At 63.9% G+C, this 19,624-nt stretch carries 21 protein-coding genes and 1 tRNA gene; 12 read left to right on the top strand and 10 right to left on the bottom strand.

Going from position 1 to position 19,624, the window contains the following annotated elements; translation table 11 throughout:
• Nucleotides 1–203 precede the first annotated feature (203 nt).
• From C1D09_RS18040 to C1D09_RS18030, 3 genes are all read left to right on the top strand, one after another.
• Entirely contained in the window at nucleotides 204–848 is a 645-nt protein-coding gene (locus tag C1D09_RS18040; RefSeq protein ID WP_143975591.1) for a carbonic anhydrase, read from the top strand.
• On the top strand, nucleotides 845–1,279 hold the full coding sequence (locus C1D09_RS18035; protein WP_143975590.1) for a nuclear transport factor 2 family protein: 435 nt from the start codon (nucleotides 845–847) through the stop codon (nucleotides 1,277–1,279). Before C1D09_RS18040 ends, C1D09_RS18035 begins: the two co-directional genes overlap by 4 nt.
• 91 nt (nucleotides 1,280–1,370) lie before the next feature.
• The gene (locus C1D09_RS18030) at nucleotides 1,371–3,425 is read left to right on the top strand and encodes a M3 family metallopeptidase (RefSeq protein ID WP_143975589.1); all 2,055 of its coding nucleotides are present in this window, start codon (nucleotides 1,371–1,373) and stop codon (nucleotides 3,423–3,425) included.
• A gap of 39 nt (nucleotides 3,426–3,464) precedes the next feature.
• On the opposite strand, the gene C1D09_RS18025 is transcribed toward C1D09_RS18030, so the two are convergent.
• From C1D09_RS18025 to C1D09_RS18010, 4 genes are all read right to left on the bottom strand, one after another.
• Complete coding sequence (locus C1D09_RS18025; protein ID WP_143975588.1) at nucleotides 3,465–4,940, bottom strand: M81 family metallopeptidase; 1,476 nt, start codon at nucleotides 4,938–4,940, stop codon at nucleotides 3,465–3,467.
• A gap of 22 nt (nucleotides 4,941–4,962) precedes the next feature.
• Nucleotides 4,963–5,787 (bottom strand): carbohydrate ABC transporter permease, encoded by an 825-nt coding sequence (locus C1D09_RS18020; protein ID WP_143975587.1) that lies wholly within the window; start codon nucleotides 5,785–5,787, stop codon nucleotides 4,963–4,965.
• The gene (locus C1D09_RS18015; protein ID WP_010912213.1) at nucleotides 5,784–6,653 is read right to left on the bottom strand and encodes a carbohydrate ABC transporter permease; all 870 of its coding nucleotides are present in this window, start codon (nucleotides 6,651–6,653) and stop codon (nucleotides 5,784–5,786) included. Before C1D09_RS18015 ends, C1D09_RS18020 begins: the two co-directional genes overlap by 4 nt.
• Nucleotides 6,654–6,750: 97 nt before the next feature.
• Nucleotides 6,751–7,983 carry an ABC transporter substrate-binding protein gene (locus C1D09_RS18010; protein WP_143975586.1) on the bottom strand — a complete coding sequence of 411 codons (1,233 nt, stop codon included), beginning with the start codon at nucleotides 7,981–7,983 and terminating at the stop codon, nucleotides 6,751–6,753.
• 182 nt (nucleotides 7,984–8,165) lie between these two features.
• Here C1D09_RS18010 and C1D09_RS18005 point away from each other — a divergent pair, with 182 nt between their 5' ends.
• From C1D09_RS18005 to C1D09_RS17995, 3 genes are read left to right on the top strand one after another with little or no spacing between them, the layout of a single operon-like run.
• On the top strand, nucleotides 8,166–8,936 hold the full coding sequence (locus C1D09_RS18005) for an SDR family oxidoreductase (RefSeq protein WP_143975585.1): 771 nt from the start codon (nucleotides 8,166–8,168) through the stop codon (nucleotides 8,934–8,936).
• A gap of 2 nt (nucleotides 8,937–8,938) precedes the next feature.
• A complete protein-coding gene (locus C1D09_RS18000; protein WP_143975584.1) occupies nucleotides 8,939–10,006 on the top strand; it encodes an ABC transporter ATP-binding protein in 1,068 nt (355 codons plus the stop codon).
• A gap of 42 nt (nucleotides 10,007–10,048) precedes the next feature.
• Nucleotides 10,049–10,930, top strand: a complete 882-nt coding sequence (locus tag C1D09_RS17995; RefSeq protein ID WP_143975583.1) for a MurR/RpiR family transcriptional regulator — start codon at nucleotides 10,049–10,051, stop codon at nucleotides 10,928–10,930.
• Nucleotides 10,931–10,933: 3 nt separating this feature from the next.
• On the opposite strand, the gene C1D09_RS17990 is transcribed toward C1D09_RS17995, so the two are convergent.
• Nucleotides 10,934–11,254 carry a DUF167 family protein gene (locus C1D09_RS17990; RefSeq protein ID WP_143975582.1) on the bottom strand — a complete coding sequence of 107 codons (321 nt, stop codon included), beginning with the start codon at nucleotides 11,252–11,254 and terminating at the stop codon, nucleotides 10,934–10,936.
• A gap of 13 nt (nucleotides 11,255–11,267) precedes the next feature.
• Entirely contained in the window at nucleotides 11,268–11,558 is a 291-nt protein-coding gene (locus C1D09_RS17985; RefSeq protein WP_027047523.1) for a YggT family protein, read from the bottom strand.
• Between the two features lie 145 nt (nucleotides 11,559–11,703).
• Between C1D09_RS17985 and C1D09_RS17980 the strand changes: the two genes are divergently transcribed.
• From C1D09_RS17980 to C1D09_RS17955, 5 genes are all read left to right on the top strand, one after another.
• Nucleotides 11,704–11,779, top strand: a tRNA-Ala gene (locus C1D09_RS17980).
• 315 nt (nucleotides 11,780–12,094) lie between these two features.
• Nucleotides 12,095–12,844 (top strand): helix-turn-helix domain-containing protein, encoded by a 750-nt coding sequence (locus C1D09_RS17975; RefSeq protein WP_143975581.1) that lies wholly within the window; start codon nucleotides 12,095–12,097, stop codon nucleotides 12,842–12,844.
• Between the two features lie 412 nt (nucleotides 12,845–13,256).
• The gene (locus C1D09_RS17965) at nucleotides 13,257–14,315 is read left to right on the top strand and encodes a SagB/ThcOx family dehydrogenase (RefSeq protein WP_246135789.1); all 1,059 of its coding nucleotides are present in this window, start codon (nucleotides 13,257–13,259) and stop codon (nucleotides 14,313–14,315) included.
• Between the two features lie 62 nt (nucleotides 14,316–14,377).
• Nucleotides 14,378–14,623 (top strand): hypothetical protein, encoded by a 246-nt coding sequence (locus tag C1D09_RS17960; RefSeq protein ID WP_143975579.1) that lies wholly within the window; start codon nucleotides 14,378–14,380, stop codon nucleotides 14,621–14,623.
• A gap of 106 nt (nucleotides 14,624–14,729) precedes the next feature.
• The gene (locus C1D09_RS17955) at nucleotides 14,730–15,050 is read left to right on the top strand and encodes a hypothetical protein (RefSeq protein WP_143975578.1); all 321 of its coding nucleotides are present in this window, start codon (nucleotides 14,730–14,732) and stop codon (nucleotides 15,048–15,050) included.
• A gap of 57 nt (nucleotides 15,051–15,107) precedes the next feature.
• Here the strand turns inward: C1D09_RS17955 and C1D09_RS17950 are convergent, their stop codons facing one another.
• From C1D09_RS17950 to exbB, 3 genes are read right to left on the bottom strand one after another with little or no spacing between them, the layout of a single operon-like run.
• Complete coding sequence (locus C1D09_RS17950) at nucleotides 15,108–16,037, bottom strand: energy transducer TonB family protein (protein WP_143975577.1); 930 nt, start codon at nucleotides 16,035–16,037, stop codon at nucleotides 15,108–15,110.
• Nucleotides 16,034–16,501, bottom strand: a complete 468-nt coding sequence (gene exbD / locus C1D09_RS17945; protein ID WP_143975576.1) for a TonB system transport protein ExbD — start codon at nucleotides 16,499–16,501, stop codon at nucleotides 16,034–16,036. The genes C1D09_RS17950 and exbD overlap by 4 nt, the downstream gene beginning before the upstream one ends.
• Nucleotides 16,502–16,508: 7 nt before the next feature.
• Entirely contained in the window at nucleotides 16,509–17,429 is a 921-nt protein-coding gene (gene exbB / locus C1D09_RS17940) for a tonB-system energizer ExbB (protein WP_143975575.1), read from the bottom strand.
• A gap of 257 nt (nucleotides 17,430–17,686) precedes the next feature.
• Here exbB and C1D09_RS17935 point away from each other — a divergent pair, with 257 nt between their 5' ends.
• Complete coding sequence (locus tag C1D09_RS17935) at nucleotides 17,687–18,370, top strand: cysteine hydrolase family protein (RefSeq protein WP_143975574.1); 684 nt, start codon at nucleotides 17,687–17,689, stop codon at nucleotides 18,368–18,370.
• 6 nt (nucleotides 18,371–18,376) lie between these two features.
• Here the strand turns inward: C1D09_RS17935 and C1D09_RS17930 are convergent, their stop codons facing one another.
• Complete coding sequence (locus C1D09_RS17930) at nucleotides 18,377–19,321, bottom strand: LLM class flavin-dependent oxidoreductase (RefSeq protein ID WP_143975573.1); 945 nt, start codon at nucleotides 19,319–19,321, stop codon at nucleotides 18,377–18,379.
• Between the last annotated feature and the right edge of the window lie 303 nt (nucleotides 19,322–19,624).

The raw sequence follows: 19,624 nt of genomic DNA, 5'->3' as shown, positions 1-19,624 counted from the left end.
TTTCCCAACCCGCCACTCGCTGACGGTTTTGGCATACCGGTTGCCATCTGGGCATGACAGTGTCGGCGGACGCACCGCTTCCACGCATGGCATTTATAACCAGCCCCAACAATTCTGCATTGCTCGCAACCGGTTTTTGCCGCTAGAGGCTTTCTCGACCGCAACGAGCTGCCGCCTCCAACCCGGAAAGGCCTTAGCCGCCCATGCCTCATCTTCCCGATCACCTCCTCGCCGGCTATCGCAATTTCATGAATGGCCGCTACCTCACCGAAAGCGGCCGCTATCGCGAGCTCGCCAAGGAGGGGCAGGCTCCGGAAACGATGATCGTCGCCTGTTGCGACTCCCGCTCGGCCCCCGAAGCGATCTTCGACGCCGGACCGGGCGAACTCTTCGTGCTGCGCAATGTCGGCAATCTGGTGCCGCCCTACGAGCCGGATGGCGAGTTCCATTCGACCTCGGCCGCACTTGAATTCGCGGTGCAAAGCCTCAAGGTCAAGAACATCGTCGTCATGGGCCATGGCCGCTGCGGCGGCATCCGCGCCGCGCTCGACCCCAATGCCGCGCCGCTGTCTCCCGGCGATTTCATCGGCAAATGGATGAGCCTGATCGCCCCTGCCGCCGAAACCGTCTCTTCCAGCACCTTCATGACCGCGGTGGAGCGCCAGACAGCCCTTGAACGCATCTCGATCCGCTATTCCATCGCCAACCTCCGGACCTTTCCTTGTGTCTCGATCCTCGAGGGCAAGGGGCGGCTGTCGCTGCACGGGGCGTGGTTCGACATTTCGACCGGTGAGCTCTGGGTGATGAACAAGGAGACCGGCGATTTCGAGCGGCCGGTGCTGGAATGAACGGAAAGGCGCGCCCGGTGACGAGCGTCCGGTCGGTCGTTTTCGCCGCCGCGGCCCTGCTGATAGCGATCGTTGCCGCGCGCGCCGATGACGGCGCCATCATCAGCCGCTGGTATTCTGCACTGCTGGTCGCCGACCGCACCGAACTCGCCGACCTGCTTGCCGACGACGTCCGCATCAAGCTCGAAGACCTCGGCATCGTCCAAAGCAAGCAGGAGTTCATCGCCGCGCTCGACGAATGGAAAGGCGCGGTTGCGGGCGCCGCGATCCGCCACCGCGTCGAGAAGAGCGAGGCCGGCATCACCACGGTGATCGCCTGCTACGACTTCCCCGACAATGACATGCTGATGCAGGAGACCTTCGCGGTGGCCGATAACCGCATCACCGCCAGCTCGCAGGCGGCAATCGCCGAGAACTGCGAAGCCTATTGAGGCGGATCGGTCAGCTGCCATATTGCGGCCTCGTGGGCCGCGCCCTACATCGGGGACACCCCTCCTTCTTGATGCCAGCGAAAGACCCTCCATGCCCTCCACGAAAGCCGTCGACCTCGCCGCCCATCCGTTGACCGCGTGGCAAGGGCCGCTCGGGCTGCCCGATTTCGCCCATATCGGCGACGGCGATTTTTCCCCGGTCTTCGACGCGGCGCTGAAGGCGCATGAGGCGGAGATCGATGCGATCGCCGGCAACAAGGACGCCCCGACCATCGAGAACACGCTCGCCGCGCTGGAACTCGGCGGCGAGGCGCTCGATCATGTCTCGTCGATCTTCTGGTGCCGCGCCGGCGCCTACACCAACGAAACCATCCAGGCCCTGGAGCGCGACATCGCGCCGAAGATGTCGCGGCACTTCTCGGCAATCTCGATGAACGAGAAGCTGTTCGCCCGCATCGACGACCTCTACCAGCGCCGCGAGCACCTCGGCCTCGACGCCGAAACGCTGCGGGTTCTGGAGAAGACCTGGAAGGGTTTCGTCCGCTCCGGCGCCAAGCTCGATGCCGAAGGCAAGAAGCGCCTGGCCACAATCAATGAGGAACTGTCGTCGCTCGGTACGTCTTTCGGCCAGAACGTGCTGGCCGATGAGCGCGACTGGGCACTGTTCCTTGACGAGGCCGACCTTGCCGGCCTGCCGGATTTCCTGAAAAGCTCGATGGCCGAGGCCGCCGGGATGCGCGGCCAGAAGGGACGCTACGCCGTCACTTTGTCGCGCTCGATCTACGAGCCGTTCACGACGTTCTCGGAACGCCGCGACCTGCGCGAGATCGCCTTCAAGGCCTTCACCATGCGCGGCCAGAATGGCGGCGCCAGCGACAACACCGAGGTGGTGCGCGACATGCTGAAACTGCGCGCCGAAAAGGCCAGGCTGCTCGGCTACGCCTCCTTTGCCGCGCTGAAGCTCGACGACACGATGGCCAAGACGCCGAAGGCGGTGCACGACCTGCTCGATCCGGTCTGGGCAAAGGCGCTGGAAAAAGCCGCCGCCGACCAGAAGAATTTGGAGCGCCTGGCGGCGGAAGCCGGCAGCAACGAGAAATTCGCCGCCTGGGATTGGCGCTTCTACCAGGAGAAGCTGCGCGCCGAAAAATTCGCGTTCGACGAGGCGGAGCTGAAACCCTACCTGCAGCTCGACCGGATCATCGACGCCTGCTTCGACGTCGCGACCAAACTGTTCGGCATCACCTTCGAGGAGAAAAAGGGCATCGCCGCCTGGCACCCGGATGCGCGCGTCTTCGTGGTGAAAAACGCAGATGGCAGCGAACGTGCGTTGTTCCTCGCCGATTATTTCGCGCGGCCCTCGAAGCGTTCCGGCGCCTGGATGAGCGCGCTGAAGTCCGGCTATAAACTGGGCCATGGCTCGAAACCGGTGATCTACAACATCATGAACTTCGCCAAGCCGCCGGCCGGCGAGCCGGCCCTGCTCTCGGTCGACGAGGCGAAGACGCTGTTCCACGAATTCGGTCACGCGCTGCACGGCATGCTGACCGACGTCACCTGGCCGTCGGTTGCGGGCACTTCAGTCAGCCGCGATTTCGTCGAACTGCCCTCGCAGCTCTACGAGCACTGGCTGACAGTGCCGGCGGTGCTTGAAAAGCACGCGCTGCACGTCACTACCGGCAAGCCGATGCCGAAGGCGCTGGTCGACAAGATGCTGGCCGCGCGTACCTTCGGCGCCGGCTTCGCCACGGTAGAATTCACGTCTTCCGCCTTGATGGACATGGCCTATCACGCTCGGCCCGATGCTCCGGTCGAGCCGCTTCGTTTCGAAGCCGAAACGTTGGAAAAACTCGATATGCCCGACACCATCGCGATGCGCCATCGCACCCCGCATTTCGGCCATGTCTTCTCGGGCGACGGCTATTCGGCCGGCTACTATTCCTACATGTGGTCGGAAGTGCTGGACGCCGACGCCTTCGCCGCCTTCGAGGAGACTGGTGATCCCTTCAACCCGGCGCTGGCCGAGCGGCTGCGCAAGAACATCTACGCCGCCGGCGGCTCGAAGGACCCCGAAGAGCTTTACACCGCGTTTCGCGGCAAGATGCCGTCGCCGGAGGCGATGATGGTGAAGCGCGGATTGGTGTAGCGTGCCATTCCTTCCTTCCCCTGGAAGCGAAGGGAGACGCTACACCTTCCAAGGGTCCTTCACCCGTGGCCACAGCGGCCGTGTCAGCTTCCTGTAATCGGTCACCGCCGGATTGCTGGGATATGAACTCGGCGCCGTGACGTAGATGATCTCCGCCGCGATCGGCTCGAAGCCGGCGTAGAAATGGTTGGTCGACTTGATCAGCAGCATATCCTTGGCCAGCGGGTCGACGCCGATATTGGAGAAAATGTCCGGCTCGAACGTCTGCGTGCGGTTGGTGTTGAGGATGATGTCGACGTCGGTGCCTTCGATGCGGATCAGCGCGGTTGGCCCGAGCGTCACCCGGCTCGGCCCGAAACTCTGCCAGCCCTCGGCAACGGCCTTCAGCACCTTGACGCGGGCGTCGATCGGTTCGCCCGCCTGCGGCCCGGCCTTGCCGCCGAAACGCAGGTCGATGACCGCGCCCTCGCCGGCCGCCAGGCAGAAGGTGACGGCGACCGGGTCCCAGATCGTCGCCACGCCGAATTTGTCGAGGCCCCGCGCCAGCATCTGGCGCAGCACGAAGGTGCCGTCGCCGGGAACGCCGCCCCCGGGATTGTCCCATATGTCGGCGATGACCACCGGCTTGCCGGGGTTCTCGGCGCGCACGGCCAGCGCGCGGTCGATGCCGGCGGCGGTATCGAGCATCGTCATCGCCGTCTTTTCGCGCATGGCATAGAGCTCCCGTCCCAGCCGCTCCGCCAGCGCGTCGCCCTTGGCCTTGTCATCGTCGGTGACGACGAGGATGCGCGTGCCCATTTCCGGCACGTCGGCGGCCATGAAGCCGTGGATGACGGAAACCGAAAGCACGCCGTCCTTGCCGTGCAGCGCCTTGATGCGGTCGACGAAGGAGCGCATCGGTTCGCGGCTGGTCGGCAGCACCTGGATCATCCGGCAGTCGAAGGCCGAAATGACCGGCTTGATCTCGCCGCGCGCGGCGGCCAGCCCCAGCTCGACGACATGCTCGCCGCGTTCGTAGAAATCGGTGTGCGGGAATTCGAGGAAATAGGCCATGATGTCGGACGCCGCCACGCGCTTGGGCGTGAGATGGCTGTGCGGATCGAATTCTGAGGCGATCACCACGCCAGGTCCGACAATCCCGCGCACGCGTTCCAGCAGGTCGCCTTCGCAATCGTCATAGCCTTGCGCCACCATGGCGCCGTGCAATCCGAGAATGACCGCGTCGACCGGCAGTGCCGCCTTCAGTTGATCGAGGATCTCGTCGCGCAGCGCCTCGAAGGTCTGCCGCTGCACCAGGCCGCCGGGCTCGGCCCAGGTCGCGGTGCCTTCGATCACGGTCAGCCCTTCGTTCGCCGCGCGCCGGCGCAAGGCGACGATCGGCGAAGAACACAGCGTCGGCGTCTCCGGATGCTTGCCTGGTCCGGCATAGAAGGCCATCTCGAACGATGCCCGGTCCGTTGGCACCGGCGAAAAGGTGTTGGTTTCCGTCGCCAGCGAGGCGGTGAAGATGCGCATGTAGGCTCCGTGGAATGCAATTCTATTTGACGGCCCCGAGCGCCAGCCCGCGCACGAGGTAGCGCTGCAGCCAGATGAACAGGATCGCCACGGGCAATGTCGCCAGCAGTGTCGCCGCCATGACGTGGTGCCACTCGATCGTGTAGCGGCCGGCGACGAGAGAAAACACCTGGATCGGCAGCGTGTAGCTCTCCTGGCTGCGCAGCATGGTCAGCGCCACGACGAACTCGTTCCAGGCATTGATGAAGGTGAAGATGGCGGTGACCGCGATGGCCGGCAGGCAGAGCGGCAGGAACACTTTGCGCAGGGTCAGCCAGCGGCCCGCGCCTTCCATCCAGGCGGCCTCTTCGAGGTCGCGCGGAATGGTGTCGAAATAGCTCTGCAGCATCCACACGGTGAAGGCGACATTGAAGGCCATGTAGATGAAGCCGAGCGCCGTCGTTGATTCGACCAACCCCCAGGCGGCCATCAGCCGGAACAGGCCGAGCACCAGCACGATCGGTGAGATCATCTGCGAGATCAGCAGGAACTGGCGGAAGGCGCCATAGCCCGCAAAGCGAAAGCGCGACATCGCATAGGCAGCGGGAACGGAGATGAGGATGGCGCCGACGGTGGCGATGATCGAGACGTAGAGCGAATTGGCCAGCGCCTGGCCAAAGCCGGTCGCCACCCACATGTCGGAGAAGTTGGACCAGCGGAATTCGCTCGGCCACCAGGTCGGCGACAGCACCTCCTGCCGCGGCTTGACCGCGGTGAGGAACATCACCGCGAAGGGAAAGATCGTCACCACGATCAGCGGCGCCAAAAGCAGCCAGGCGATGATGGTGCGTTTGAGTTTGCCGGTCATGCGCGCTGCTCCCGCATCGCCAACCGCACATAGATCATGGTGAAGACCAGCAATATGGCGAACATCACCAGCGACACCGCGGAAGCCTCGCCCAGTTTGCCGATCCGGAAGGCGAGCTTGTAGAGGTGTGTGACCAGGATGTCCGTCGAGTTCGCCGGCCCGCCCTGCGTCATCACCCAGATGATCGGGAAGGAGTTGAAGACGTAGATGGTGTTGAGCACTATGGCGATGTTGATGAACGGCTTCAGCAGCGGAAAGGTGATCTCGCGGAACTGCTGCAGCGGCGTGGCGCCTTCGAGAGCCGCCGCCTCGTAGAGATCGTCCGGGATCGACGACAGGCCGCCGAGGAAGATCGTCGTGGTGAACGGCACCGTCACCAATATGCCGATCAGCACCTGCATCGGGAACGCCGTCTCGGCGCTGGCCAGCCACTGGATGTTGTGGTCGATCAGGCCAAGGCCAAGCAGCGCCGAATTCAGCATGCCGCTTTCGCCGCTGAGCGCCCAGCGCCAGACCACCGCCGTCATGGTCAGCGACACCGCCCACGGCAGCATGATGATGACGCGGGCAAGGCCGCGGCCGTAGAAATCGGTGTTGAGGATCATCGCTACCGGCACCGACAGCAGCAGCGCGCCGCCGACCACCAGCACGGTCCACACACCGGTGCGCCAGAGTGCCGCGACGAAGTCGGGATCGGCGGCAAGCGACGCGAAATTGGCAAGGCCGCTGAACTCGCGCAGCTGGCCGAAGCGGTTGACGTCATGCGTCGAAATCTGGATGAGGTCCCAGACCGGCCAGAAGATGACGACCGCCGCCAGGAACAGGCTGGGCAAGGTCAGGAGATAGGGCAGGAAACGATTTTGCATCGGCTGGCCTGGCTGGCGAATCCAAAATTCGCAACTGCAAGATGTGGCGCGCCCCACCTGAGTCCGGGGCGCGCCACGGGGCGCAGGGAGATACGCCCTATTTCTTCAGCACGGCATTGGCCTTCGCCGCCGCGTCCTTCAGGCCAGCCTCGGGGTCGCCGCCGAGATAGATCTTCTGCATGGCGTCGGACGTGATCTGGGCGATCTCTTCCCAACCCGGAATGACCGGCGCGAAACGGGCGTCGGGCAGCAGCGCGGTGAAGGCGGCGAGATCGGCATTGTTGACGTAATAATCCATCTTGGCCTCTTCCTTGTTCACCGGCAGGAAGCCTTCGCCTTGCGTGAACTTGGCGCGCTGTTCCGTGGTGAACAGGAAGTCGAGCAGCTTCCAGGCCTCATCCTTGTTCTTCGAGTTCTTGAACATGATGATGGAATCGGTGACGCCATAGGTACCCCGGGCGCCGGTCGGGCCGGCCGGAATGGCGGCGACGCCGTATTTGAGCTTCGGCGCCTCGTCCTTGATCTGGTTGGACAGGAACGGTGCGGTGATCATCATGCCGACCTTGCCCTGCTTGAACAGGTTCTGCACGTCCTCGCGATTGTTGGAGGTCACACCCGGTTCGGTCAGCCCCTCGTCGATCATCGACTTGTAGAGCTTGGCGGCTTCGAGCGCGCCCGGCGTGCCGAGGCCCGACGTGCCGTCCTTGTTGAGGATCTCGGTGCCTTGCGACCACATGGCATAGTAGTAATAGACGTCGGTCTCGATCTCCTTGCCCTGCAGGCCGAACCCGAAGGCGCCTGAACCCAGCGCCTTGATTTTGCGGGCATCGTCCTGCAGTTCGGTCCAGGTCGCCGGCGGCTTGGCGATGCCGGCCTTCTCGAACAGCTCCTTGTTGTAATAGAGCGCACGCGCCGAAGCGGCGATCGGCAGGCCGTAGGTCTTGCCCTCCATGATCGAAGGCGACAGGAAGGTGTCGATGAAGCGGCCCTTGAAGTCGGGCGTGATATAGCTGTCGAGCGGTTCGGCGACGCCCTGCTGGACGAAGTCGATCAGCCAGCGCGTGCCGATGATGGACAGGTCCGCGTTGGTGCCGGCGGTGATGTCGGTGGTCAGCTTCTGCAACAGCACATCCCACGGCACGACCTCGAACTTTATGGTGATGCCGGGGTTCTTGGCCTCGAATTCCTTCTTGACCTCTTCGAAATATGGACCCGTCTTGGCGCTGTATTCGGCGACGGTGACGCGCACTTCACCCGCATTCGCCTGCGCCGCGAAGGCCAGCATGCTCATTCCGGCCATCAGGCCGACAGTCCATTTGGCAAGGCTCATCCGATCTCTCCCATTGTTCCGCGCATTTGCGCTCCTTGCGCCAAAGGCTGGCACAAGATTTATGTGACTTTCCTACATTATCGAGGAATTTACGGCATGCAAGCAGATTATTATGTTGCTAAATTACATTCCTTTCAGTAGCCTGCCCGGCATCTGCCTGATCTGGGGGAGGTCCAAGCGCCGTGGTTTCGAAAGCCGAATTCGAAGGCCGCACTGTCGTCGTCACCGGTGCCGGCGGCGGCCTTGGCTCGGCGATTGTCGCATTGCTGGCCGGAAGGGGTGCCCGAGTGGTCGGCTGCGACCAGTCGCAGGAGGCGCTGGCAAGCCCGCACCTCGCCTCGCGCCATGTCTTCAACCTTCTCGACCGGGCTTCCATCGAGGCGGGGATCGCCGCCGTGCTGGACAGCGACGGCGTGCCCGACATCCTGATCAACAATGCCGGCTGGACGCGCGCCGAGACGATTTCCGCGCTCGATGCCGGCAGGATCGAGCACGAACTCGACCTCAATTTGACCGGGGTGATGACTTTCGCCGACCCTATCGTCAAGGCGATGGCGGCGCGCGGGTCAGGCAGCGTCGTCTTCATCTCCTCCGTCAACGCCATCGCGCATTTCGGCAATCCGGCCTACGCCGCGGCCAAGGCCGGCATCAACGCCTATGCCAAATCGATCGCCGTCGAACTCGGCCGCAGCGGCGTGCGCGCCAATGTCGTCTGTCCCGGATCGATCCGCACCGCTGCCTGGGACCATCGCCTGGCCAAGGACCCGGAAATCCTGGGCAAGCTCAAGCGCCTCTATCCGCTCGGCCGCATCGTCGACGCCGCGGAAGTCGCTGAAGCCGTGGCTTTCCTTGCCTCGGACCGCGCATCGGGCGTAACAGGCGTGGTGATGCCCGTGGATGCCGGACTGACCGCCGGCTGCCTGCCATTCATCGACGACATATTGGGAGCGTGACCATGACCGACGTCCTGTTTCGCAACCTGTCGAAATCCTTTGGCCAGCATAAAATCCTCGAGGAGATCAACCTCGACATCGGGAGCGGCGAGTTCGTGGTGCTGGTCGGCCCGTCCGGCTGCGGCAAGTCGACCTTGCTGCGCATGCTGGCCGGCCTGGAGACGATCAGTTCCGGCGACCTGCTGATCGGCGGCACGCGCGCCAACGATCTGCCGCCACAGCGGCGCAACATCGCCATGGTGTTCCAGTCCTATGCGCTGTTCCCGCATTTGAAGGCCTCGGACAATATCGGCTTCGGCCCGAAGATCCGCGGCGAGAACCGCGCCGCCATCGATGACAAGGTCAAGAAGGCCTCCGGGGTGCTCAACCTCTTCTCCTATCTCGACCGTTATCCCCGCCAGCTCTCGGGCGGCCAGCGTCAGCGCGTCGCCATGGGCCGCGCCATCGTGCGCGAACCCTCGGTGTTCCTGTTCGACGAGCCGCTCAGCAATCTCGACGCGCAGTTGCGCGTCCAGATGCGCACCGAGATCAAGGCGCTGCACCAGCGGCTGAAATCGACCATCGTCTATGTCACCCACGACCAGATCGAGGCCATGACCATGGCCGACCGCATTGTCGTGATGGACCGCGGCCGGATCCAGCAGGTCGGCGCCCCGCTCGAACTCTATGACCGGCCGGCCAACAAGTTCGTCGCCGGCTTTCTTGGCTCCCCGTCGATGAGCTTTGTCTCTGGTGCCCTCAAGGCGACGCCCGAGAAAAGCTGGTTCGAATCGGCCGGCGGCGGACGGCTTGCGCTTGCCGGCAAGGCGGTACAGGCTGGCAATGCGGTGGAGGCCGGCATCCGGCCGGAGCACTTCTTCATCGGTGAGGCCGCGGACGCCATGGCGCTCAAGGTGGATGTCGTCGAGCCGACGGGCTCCGAGACCCATGTCTATGGCGCCATCGGCACCGATACGGTGCGCGCCGTGTTCCGCGACAGGGTGCCGGTCAGGCCGGGCGACCTGCTGCCGGTCTCGGTCGATCCCGGCAACATCCATCTGTTCGACAAGGCGACCGGCCTGCCGCTATAAGGCCTGCCCCGAAGGCAACGGCATGAGGACGAAACAACAAACATGAAGACGCCGGCCGACATCATCACGCGGCTGCAGCTGGTGTCGCAAGACGGAACCAAGTCGGATCGCCGGCTGGCCGGCCTTGTGCTGTCCGATCTCGATTTCGCTTCCAAGGCGGCGATCTCGGAGATTGCCGCGCGCGTCGGCGTCAGCGAACCGACGGTGACGCGCTTCTGCCGCAATCTCGGCTGCGAGGGCCTGCGCGACTTCAAGTTCTACCTGGCCCAGGCCATCGCCATTGGCGGCCAGTATCTGTCGCCCGAACCGTTGAGCCGCGACGCGCGTGAGCAGCGCATCGCCTCGGCCATCACCGAAGCGGCGATCTCGGCCATCCAGCGCGCCAGCGAGAACCTCGACATGACGACGCTGGTCGCCGTCGCCGAGCGGCTTGCGACGTCAGGCAATGTGCTGTGCATTGGCTCTGGCGGCATTTCCTCGATGATGGCGACCGAAATGCAGAATCGGCTGTTCCGGCTTGGTCTGCCGGTGCTTGCCCAGATCGATGGCCAGTTGCAGCGCATGTACGCCGCCGTTGCCACGTCAGAAACCACGCTGATCGCCTTTTCGGTTTCCGGCTATGCGCGCTCGGTCATCGAGGCGGTGCAGGTCGCCCAGCAATACGGCGCCACCACGGTCGCCATCACCGCGCCCGATTCGGCGCTGGCCAAGGCCGCCGACACGGTCATCCATTTGCAGCCGCGCGAGGACGGCAACATCTACAAGCCGACATCCTCGCGCTACGCGCTGCTGGCGATCGTCGACATGATCGTGACATCGGTCGCCGAGACGCGCGGTCCGAAAGTGCTGGAGAATTTGCGCCGCATCAAGCAGAGCGTGAACACGCTGAAGGTCGACGATCCACGGCTCCCACTGGGGGATTGAACGTCAGCCAGAGGATTGACCGAGTGCTTCGACACTCCGTGCCAGCACCTCCGGATCACCGGCTATGCGCAGCGTCTTAAGCCGTGCCGTGCCGCCAGCGACCACCGAAACGGCCGAAGCAGGCACACCCAGCGTCTTGGCGACCAGCCTTTCCAGCGCGTGATTGGCGGCGCCGTTTTCCGGCACGGCGCGGACCCGCGCCTTCAAATGGCGGCGCCCGTCCGCCGCCGTCTCGACGCCTTCCAACCTGTCCACGGAAGATTTTGGCGTCAGCCGCACGGACAGGTCGATGCCATTCTCACGGATGCGGAACGGCGCGCTCATGCGATCATCGGGCTCAAAGCACCAGCGGTGCTACCGTGGTGAGGATGAACTGCCTGACGAAGAACAGGATCAAGAGCAGGATGATCGGCGAAATGTCGATGCCGCCAAGGTCCGGCATGAAGCGGCGGATCGGGCGCAGCGCCGGCTCGGTCAGCCGGTAGAGCATGTTGCCGATGCTGCCTACGAACTGGTTGCGCGAATTGACGACGTTGAAGGCATAGAGCCAGGAAAAGATCGCCGAGGCGATGATGATCCACCAGTAGAGGTCAAGCGCCATGACGATGGTTTGAATGAGGGCGAGCATGCCGGTCTCCAATTGTTGCCGACATGTAGCCATTGCACGCCAAACCGGCAAGGGCCGGCAACCGAAGGGCCAGGCAACGAGGATTTCGGCGACGCCGCCTTGACAGAAATCAGCCGCGCCCGATAAATGCGCCACTTGCTGGAACGGGGCTGTAGCTCAGCTGGGAGAGCGCATCGTTCGCAATGATGAGGTCAGGGGTTCGATCCCCCTCAGCTCCACCAGCAAAGTTGTCGGTTCTCCCTTTTCTGCCGCGCCGCCGGGACGCATGGTCGTCCCTTGCGGCGCCGCGCGCCAATATCCCCCCAAAGTAAGCCGCAGGCAATTTCGCGACCTGCGGGATTAGGCAATTGTCAATTGGACTTATGGCGGTGGCCCTTGCCGGATCGCCGCTATTTTTTTTGGAAGCCGCCCCATTAGAGTGGCGTTCTCAAATCGGTTTTTTCTGTGTGTTGTGACAAGGCGTTTCGGCGGGGGCGACCGAAAGCGCTATACGGATTCCGAGTTGAAATGACGAATTCGCCTGCGAAAGCAAAGACGTGTCCATTCGCGAGAACCTCGCTGCAAATCTCAGACGACTCTGCAAGGACCATGCCTCCGTTAGCGCGGTATGCCGTGAGTTGGGTATCAACCGCACGCAGTTTGAGCGGTACCTGCAGGCGCAGACCGTTCCCAACAAGGCCACCGCCAAGCTGATCTGCGACTACTTCCGCATCGACGAGGCCGAACTCTACCAGGACCCTGGCGCACCCGAGCACAGGGCTCCCGGTCTGCCGCCGATTTCCGAAAGTCTGTTCAACCAGATGATCCGCCCGCCCGCCCCGTCGATTGCGGGCGGCATCTATTTCACCTACTTTTCGATCCCCACCCGTCCCGACCTGTTGATGCGGTCGGTGACCTTCGTGCGTCGCGAGGCCGAACTGGTCACATTCCGTCGGGTCACCGGGTGGTCGGAGCGCCGCGGCTCGACATGGGCGCGGGCGCGCGGCAACCACTATGGCGTGGCGATCTCGCGCCTGAACTGGATCTATTTCAGCGGCGTCAACCGTCGCCAGACCGGCGAACCGTCACTGATCTCCGTGCAGTGGGCCCCCATCTCCGAACCGGTGCTGACGGGCAAGGCCATGCTTCTGACAGAGACCGGGCCGGCATTCGTATCGGTCATCATGCGGCAGGATGTGTCCGGCATCCGGCCACGGCATGCCATCCGCATGGCGCATGTCGTCGGGCTCGACGATCCCGGCATCGATCAACTCGTCGTCAGCCTCGCCCGGGACGGACCGGGCTAGCCGATCAGTTACGCTAAATAAGAATAAGAATATCCCGAAAAAGCGTATGCCAACGATTGCCTACTCCATATCTGAGCAAAATCGATATTTTAGACTTTAGCGTTGAGAAAGACATTTTACATCACGTCGGCTTTACTACAATTTTAAGAAMCCATTAACTCTTTCCAACTTMCCTTTCTTCACGCGGGTCCCGCCAATGGGATCTTTCAACAGATCCCATTGGGGGTCGGGAAGGGACGAAAATGGCCAAGAAAGTGAACAATGCCCCGAAGCTGACGGTTGCGGCGGGCACGCAGACCGTCTTCCTCTCGCAGGGTATGCACTACAACAAGCGCTGAAGCCGGTCGGCGCCGATGGGCGGTTCGCCTGTCGGCGCCTCACATTGGCAAAAACGGCATTCAGCATCATGAAAATGCGCTCTTCAAAAACGCTTGTCTTCTATCCCGGGACCAACAAGGTCACGGCCTGCAATTTCCTGACCCGAAGCGTCTTCGAATGCAGCCCCGAGGTGATTGGTCTTCTCGCATCCTGGGACGAATGGGCCTCCACGGCGGAAATCGCGCGTGCTCACGGATGGTCGACGTCGGACCTGAACGCCGTCGTCCCGCAATTGCTCGACTTTTCCGCCCTGGTCACCGCCGGCTCGCCGCTGGCCGAACGGGAAGCAACATTCTCTGGACAGTGGAACTGGGGCATCCCGGCCGCGCTGATGCACTTCTGCGTCCAGGACTCGGAGTTCATGACCCTTGAGCAGGCCGAGGCCCGGCAGATCGAACGCGCCGGCCATGTCGCGCAGCCCGACCTCATGCTCAAGAATGCCGCCGGCGCCATTCGGCTGCCGAACGCGCTCGACGACAACGAACTCCTGGCCCTGATGGCGCGGCGCCGCACCATCCGCACCGCGGCCGCCCCCACCATTGCCGCGCGGCAGCTTTCCGACTGCCTGTTCGCGGGCATGGGTATCACCGGCGAGACCAGCAACTGCGTCGGCGCCCTGCCGCTGGGCATGACCCCTTCGGGCGGCGCGCGCAATCCTTACGAGGCCTATGTGGTTGCGCTTGGCGTCGAGGGCCTGGAGCCCGGCGTCTACCACTATTCCGCCGCCGACCACGACCTCGGCAGGATCTCGGCCAACCATCTGCCGAAGATTTCCGAACTGGTCGGCGGGCAGGAATGGGCTGATGCCATGCCTTGCCTGATCCTGCTTTGCGCCAGGCTCGACCGCACCATGTGGAAATATGAGGATGCCAACGCCTACCGCGTCGTGCTGATCGAGGCCGGCCATATCGGCCAGAACATGATGCTGGCGGCGACCAGGCATGGACTGTCGGCCTGCCCTACGGCAGCGCTCAGCCATTCGGCGATCAAGCGCCTTCTCGGCCTCGACCGTCTCACCGATGCACCCATCTATGCGTTGACCCTTTCGACCCCGGAACCAAGCCCGCATTCAGTGGGCCAGTCTATTAATTAGCCGTCTTGGTATGTCCGTGTAGCCAACACGCGTTGAGTGCCACCAGATGACAGGAGAAGCACGTGGCCAATCAGTCCCTACGTCAATCAGAGATCGATAGCCTTCAATATATCGCGACGATGAGCAATGAGCTCGTGCAAATGGCCGAAGCAAGCCGTTTTCCCATGATCTCCTACCTGCTCGGCATGGCCTATGCCGAAGCCTTCGACGTCCTGCGCGGCGCGCAGCCGGCAAGACATGCGCAGCTCAGCGGCAACCCGATCCATACCAAGCCGAAGGACAACCACGCTCAGCCAAGGAGAGCGTAGCGGATGCAACACTCAGCCCTGCGGGCGCTGGCGCCGCGATCCCCGCCTTGACCGCCCGCGGCCCGCAAATGGACTTCATGCATAGGGATTCGAGGGGGAGCCGCCAATGAACATGATCGCACCAATCAGGAGCGCCGACGCCAGGGACAGCGTTTTCGGCCGGCTCCAGACCCTGATCGCCAGTCGGCCGGCATCGCCGGATGCCGCGCGCGCCGAGGCCCGGCAACTGATTTCCCTGGCGATGGCCGACACCTGGCAGGCAGACAGCCTGTGGGGCGTGGCGGACGCGTTCCACGCCCATTTCGACTTCATGATGCACACCGTCGAGATCAACGGCGCCGACGATCCGAACCTCAGGACACTGCGCACGAAATGCCGCTTCTATCTGGAGCAGTTCGAAGCGCTGTGCCATTCGATGAGCCACTGACTGCGGTTCGTACAAAGATCGGACAACACCAATATCGGATCGAGCCGGGTTGCTGCTCTAGTCCCGCAAATTGAACACGAAGGGCGCCGTGCGGCTGACGCGCGAGCCGAGTTCCGGCGGCGGTGCCGGCACCATCGCGCCCTGCAGCACGGCGAGCGCGGCGCGGTCAAGGTCAGGATCGCCCGACGAACGCACCACGCGCGCCGACACCACCCTGCCGGATGCGTCCACCGCGAAGGCCACGTTTACATTGCCCTGCGCTCTCCGGGATTTCGCAACACTTGGATAACGCTTGTGCCGATTGATCCACGCCGCCAGCCGGGATTCCCACTTGGCCGGGCTTTTGCCCGAGAACCCTGCCGCCGATTTCGGCGCGGCCGCCCTGGCCGCCGGCCTTGGCTGCACGCTTGCGGTGGCAACCGTCCTTGCCGGCTCGGCCTTTTCCTTCCTCGGCCGCGGCTTGGGCTTGTCGGCCGGTTTTTTCGCCTTGGCCTGGATCGGTTTCTTTTCCTGGGTTTCTTCGACCGGCCGCGGCAAGGGAACGACGACCTCTGGCGTCACGGCTTCGACGGTTTCGGGAACGACCTGATCCGGCGGCGGTTGATCGACAGGTTCGGCCTGGCTTGGCTCGGCCGGCTCGGTCTCGTCGGGCCGCACCGTTTCCGGTCTCTCGGCCGTCGGCTCGGTCTGTTCGGTCGTTTTCCCGGGCTCGGCTTCGGCGACCCGTTCGGCCTCCTCGACTGGCTCGGCCTGGTCGGGCATCGCGGCCTGTTCGGGCACGGCCGGCATCACCGCCATCGGCACCATTTCGATCACCGGAGCCGGCGGCGGCCCGCCATCCATCTCGATCGGACTGACGCTCTGCACCGCATAGGCGACCGCGACATGGGCGGCAAGCACCAGCACCGCCGCACCCGTCCACAAGCCAAGATCGCGCCAGCCGAAGCGCGACACGTAAGTCGTGGGCCGGGCCGCCGCCTGCGTCATGGCGCGGCCGTTCTCGCCGCGGCGGGTGCCGGCCCATCGGTCGCGGGCGCCGTCTCCAGGCCGACCAGCGCTATCTTCAGATAGCCGGCACCGCGCAGCAGGTTCATGGTCTCCATCAGGTCGCCATAGGCGACCGCCTTGTCGGCGCGCAGGAAGATGCGCGTCTGCCTGTCGCCGCCGGTCCTGCTGTCCAACGTGGACGCCAAGGCCAGGCGCGGCACGCTGTCGTTGCCGATAGCCAGCGTGAGATCACCCTTCAAGGTCAGGAACAGCGGCGTTTCGGGTCGCGGCGCAGGCGTCGCCGTCGAGCCAGGCAGGTCGACATTGACGTCCACCGTCGCCAGCGGTGCGGCGACCATGAAGATGATCAGCAGCACCAGGATGACGTCGATGAAGGGCGTGACGTTGATCTCGTGGCTCTCCTCGATATCGTCGTCGAAGCTCTGGCGGATCCTGTTTCCCATGGCGTCGCTACTCCGTCGCCGGCGCGATCGCGCGGAAATCCAGGTCGCGGCTGACCAGCCTCTCGACGCCCGCCGAGGCATCGGCGAGGATCTGCCGGTAGCCGGCTATCGACCGGGCGAAGACATTGTAGATCACCACTGCCGGAATTGCCGCGACGAGGCCCATCGCCGTGGCCAGCAGCGCTTCGGCGATGCCCGGCGCGACCACCGCCAGATTGGTGGTCTGCGCCTGCGAAATGCCGATGAAGGCGTTCATGATGCCCCACACCGTGCCGAACAGGCCGACGAAGGGCGCCGTGGTGCCAATCGTCGCCAGCACGCCTGTGCCGCGCGACATGCGTCGCGACGCCGCCGCCTCGATGCGCGACAGGCGCGAGGTGACCCGTTCCTTCAAACCGTCGCCGCCGACATGGTCGAGCGCGCGGGTCGAGAGTGCGGTCTCTTCTTCCGCTGCCTTGACCAGAAGCGCGCCGGGGTCGCCGCTGCCGTCGAGGGCGCGGCTCGCCTGCTTCAGCGTCGCGGCATCACCGATCGCGCGAACGGCACGGCGGATGCGCAGCTTGCCACCAAACATCTCCAGGGATTTGGCCAGCCATATCGTCCAGGTGACGAGGGAGGCGAAGGCCAGTCCGATCATCACCGCCTTCACGATGATGTCGGCGGCCATGAACATGTCCCATGGCGACAGATCGTGCGGCAGGTTCAGCTCAATCGGCCCCGCGGGCGCTGCTGGGGCCGGGATCGCGGCTGCCGGCGTGCCGGGCGGCGGTGTTGCGGCCGGGGCCGTTGCGGCGGGCGCCGGTGCGGCAGACGCTGGCGCGGCCTCAGCCGCGCGGGCAGCGCCGGCCGGCTGTTGCTGGGCCGATGCACTGCCGACCGACAGGATGACGGAAGCGACCAACGCCGCCAGCAAATTGGTTCTAGACAACAACAGCTTCTTCCTTGTCCTCACAACGGCCAGCCGCTTCCTATCTTGCCACCTCGGGGGCGCGACCCCCGGGCGTGAAACATGACTCTAGTAGTCAACATTTAAGATGACTGCAACAGTCAACAATTCGTCGGATAGCCGATGACGTTCGCCAGCGGCAGCATCCTGCGTCTTGGCGTCAGAGCCGCGGCCTGAGTGGACGACTTGAGCTTCGCCAGTCAGGATGGCTCTAACGATCGGCAAGGAGACACTCTCGGATGATCAAGGCAACGCCCTTCGACTTCCCGTATGACGGCAGGCTGGTGGCCGAGAACACGGCACTTGTCGTCATCGACCTGCAGCTGGATTTCCTGTCGACCACGGGCTATTTCGCCAGGAAGGGGTACGACCCCTCGCCGCTGCGGGCGATCCTGCCAACGGTGAACCGGCTGATATCGGCCGCGCGCAAAGCCGGCGTCACGGTCATTCACACCAGGCAGGGCTATCGCGCCGACATGGCCGACATGACGCCCTATGAGAAATGGCGTCGCAAGCGCTCCGGTCTCGACGGCACGGACGTACTGCTGCGCTCGGGCGCGGGGTTCCAGATCGTCCCGGAGATCGATGTCGCGCCCAATGACATCATCGTCGACAAGACCTGCAACAGCGCCTTCACCTATACGGATTTCGAGCTTGTGCTGCGCGCGCAAGGCATCACGCATCTCATGTTTTCCGGCTGCACGACCGATGTCTGCGTCCACACCACGCTGCGCGAAGCCTGCGACCGCAATTTTCAGTGCCTGACGATCCCGGACGCCTGCGCCAGCGGCGACAGACAAGCCCACGAGGCGGCGCTGCACATGGTGACGGTCGAGGACGGCGTCTTCGGCGTGCTGGCCGGCTCGGCCGCCGTCATCGATGGCCTGTCGCGGCTTGGCGACAGGCATCACGCAGACGATTGATCGGCTTCAGCTTCTTGCTGCCCGCGTCTCCAGCCCTGTGCGAGGCGCGTAGGCCCCTGGCTGGAAAACATCATGTTCGCGGCGCGCCAGCGAATTGCGCAGCAGCGCGATCGTTTCCCGGCCGGCCGTCGCGATCTCGCGCGGCGTGTCGACGCCGATGATCATGAACTCATCGATCCCGAGCCCGGCATAGGCAAGCAGCGACAACGCCACCTGGGCGGGCGGCCCGGACAGGTCGACCGCCTTGTGGCCGGTGGCGGAAGCGCCCTGGTGGATCCGTACCGGAAGCGCGAAGCGCAGCTTGCCGGCCCGGCCATGTTCGCCCGCGGCGCTACGCACCCGCTCCATCAACAGCCTGACATCGTCGATCGAACCCGGCGCCAGTTCGAAGACATCGGCATGCCTGCCAGCCACTTTCAGCGCTGTTCCCGATTGCCCGCCCATGCGGATGGTGAGGTCGGCGCCGTGCGGGCCTTTGCGCGGCACGTAGCCGCCCTTGATACTGTAGAAGGCGCCTTCATGATCGAAGGGCCGGTCATTCGACCACAGCCGTTTCAAAAGCACGAGATATTCGTCGATGCGCTGCCAGATGACGCTGTGCCCGGCCGGCCGTGACTCGGCATCGTCATCGTTCAACGGCTCGCTGATCATCCGGAGCGCCAGCCGGCCGCCGCTTTGTCGATCTATCGATGCCAATTGGCGGGCTGCCACGGTCGGCTCGACGACACCGGCCCAGTGGGTCAGCACGACCTCGAGCGAGGCGGCGCGGCCGAACACCTGAGCTGCAAGATCCATATTGGTCAGCAGCCCGGCGGAATCGTCGACGACGATCTTCTGAAAGCCGCTATCCTCGATCAGTCCGAGCTTGGTCGCCGTCTCGGCAAAATCATAGAAGAACGGAATAGCCGCGTCGGCGGTCTTGCCGGGGACATGGGTGAATTCGATCGGCATTGTCATCTCCTCCATCGCTGGAATCATGGATGCGCTGAAATTCGAATCGCGGCCGCGCGCAAACGCGCCGGGATCCGGTCCATTCAACTCCGATTGCCTGATACAGCGGGGCGGCTGGCCCCTGTCGATCCGGTGCCCCTAGGGGATAAGGCCCAGAACGACGGCCCCGGTGAACACAAACGCAAGGGCAAAGACGAGATAGGCGAAAGCTCCGGCATAGGCCGGGCGAAAGGTCTGGGCATTCGCCAGCCTCTGGCCGGCGTTCTCAGTCTGAGCGTTCTGGATATAGGACATATCTACCTC

The sequence above is a fragment of the Mesorhizobium intechi genome (assembly GCF_002879535.1).
GTDB lineage: Bacteria > Pseudomonadota > Alphaproteobacteria > Rhizobiales > Rhizobiaceae > Mesorhizobium > Mesorhizobium intechi.
This window is presented reverse-complemented; position numbering and strand designations above follow the sequence as displayed.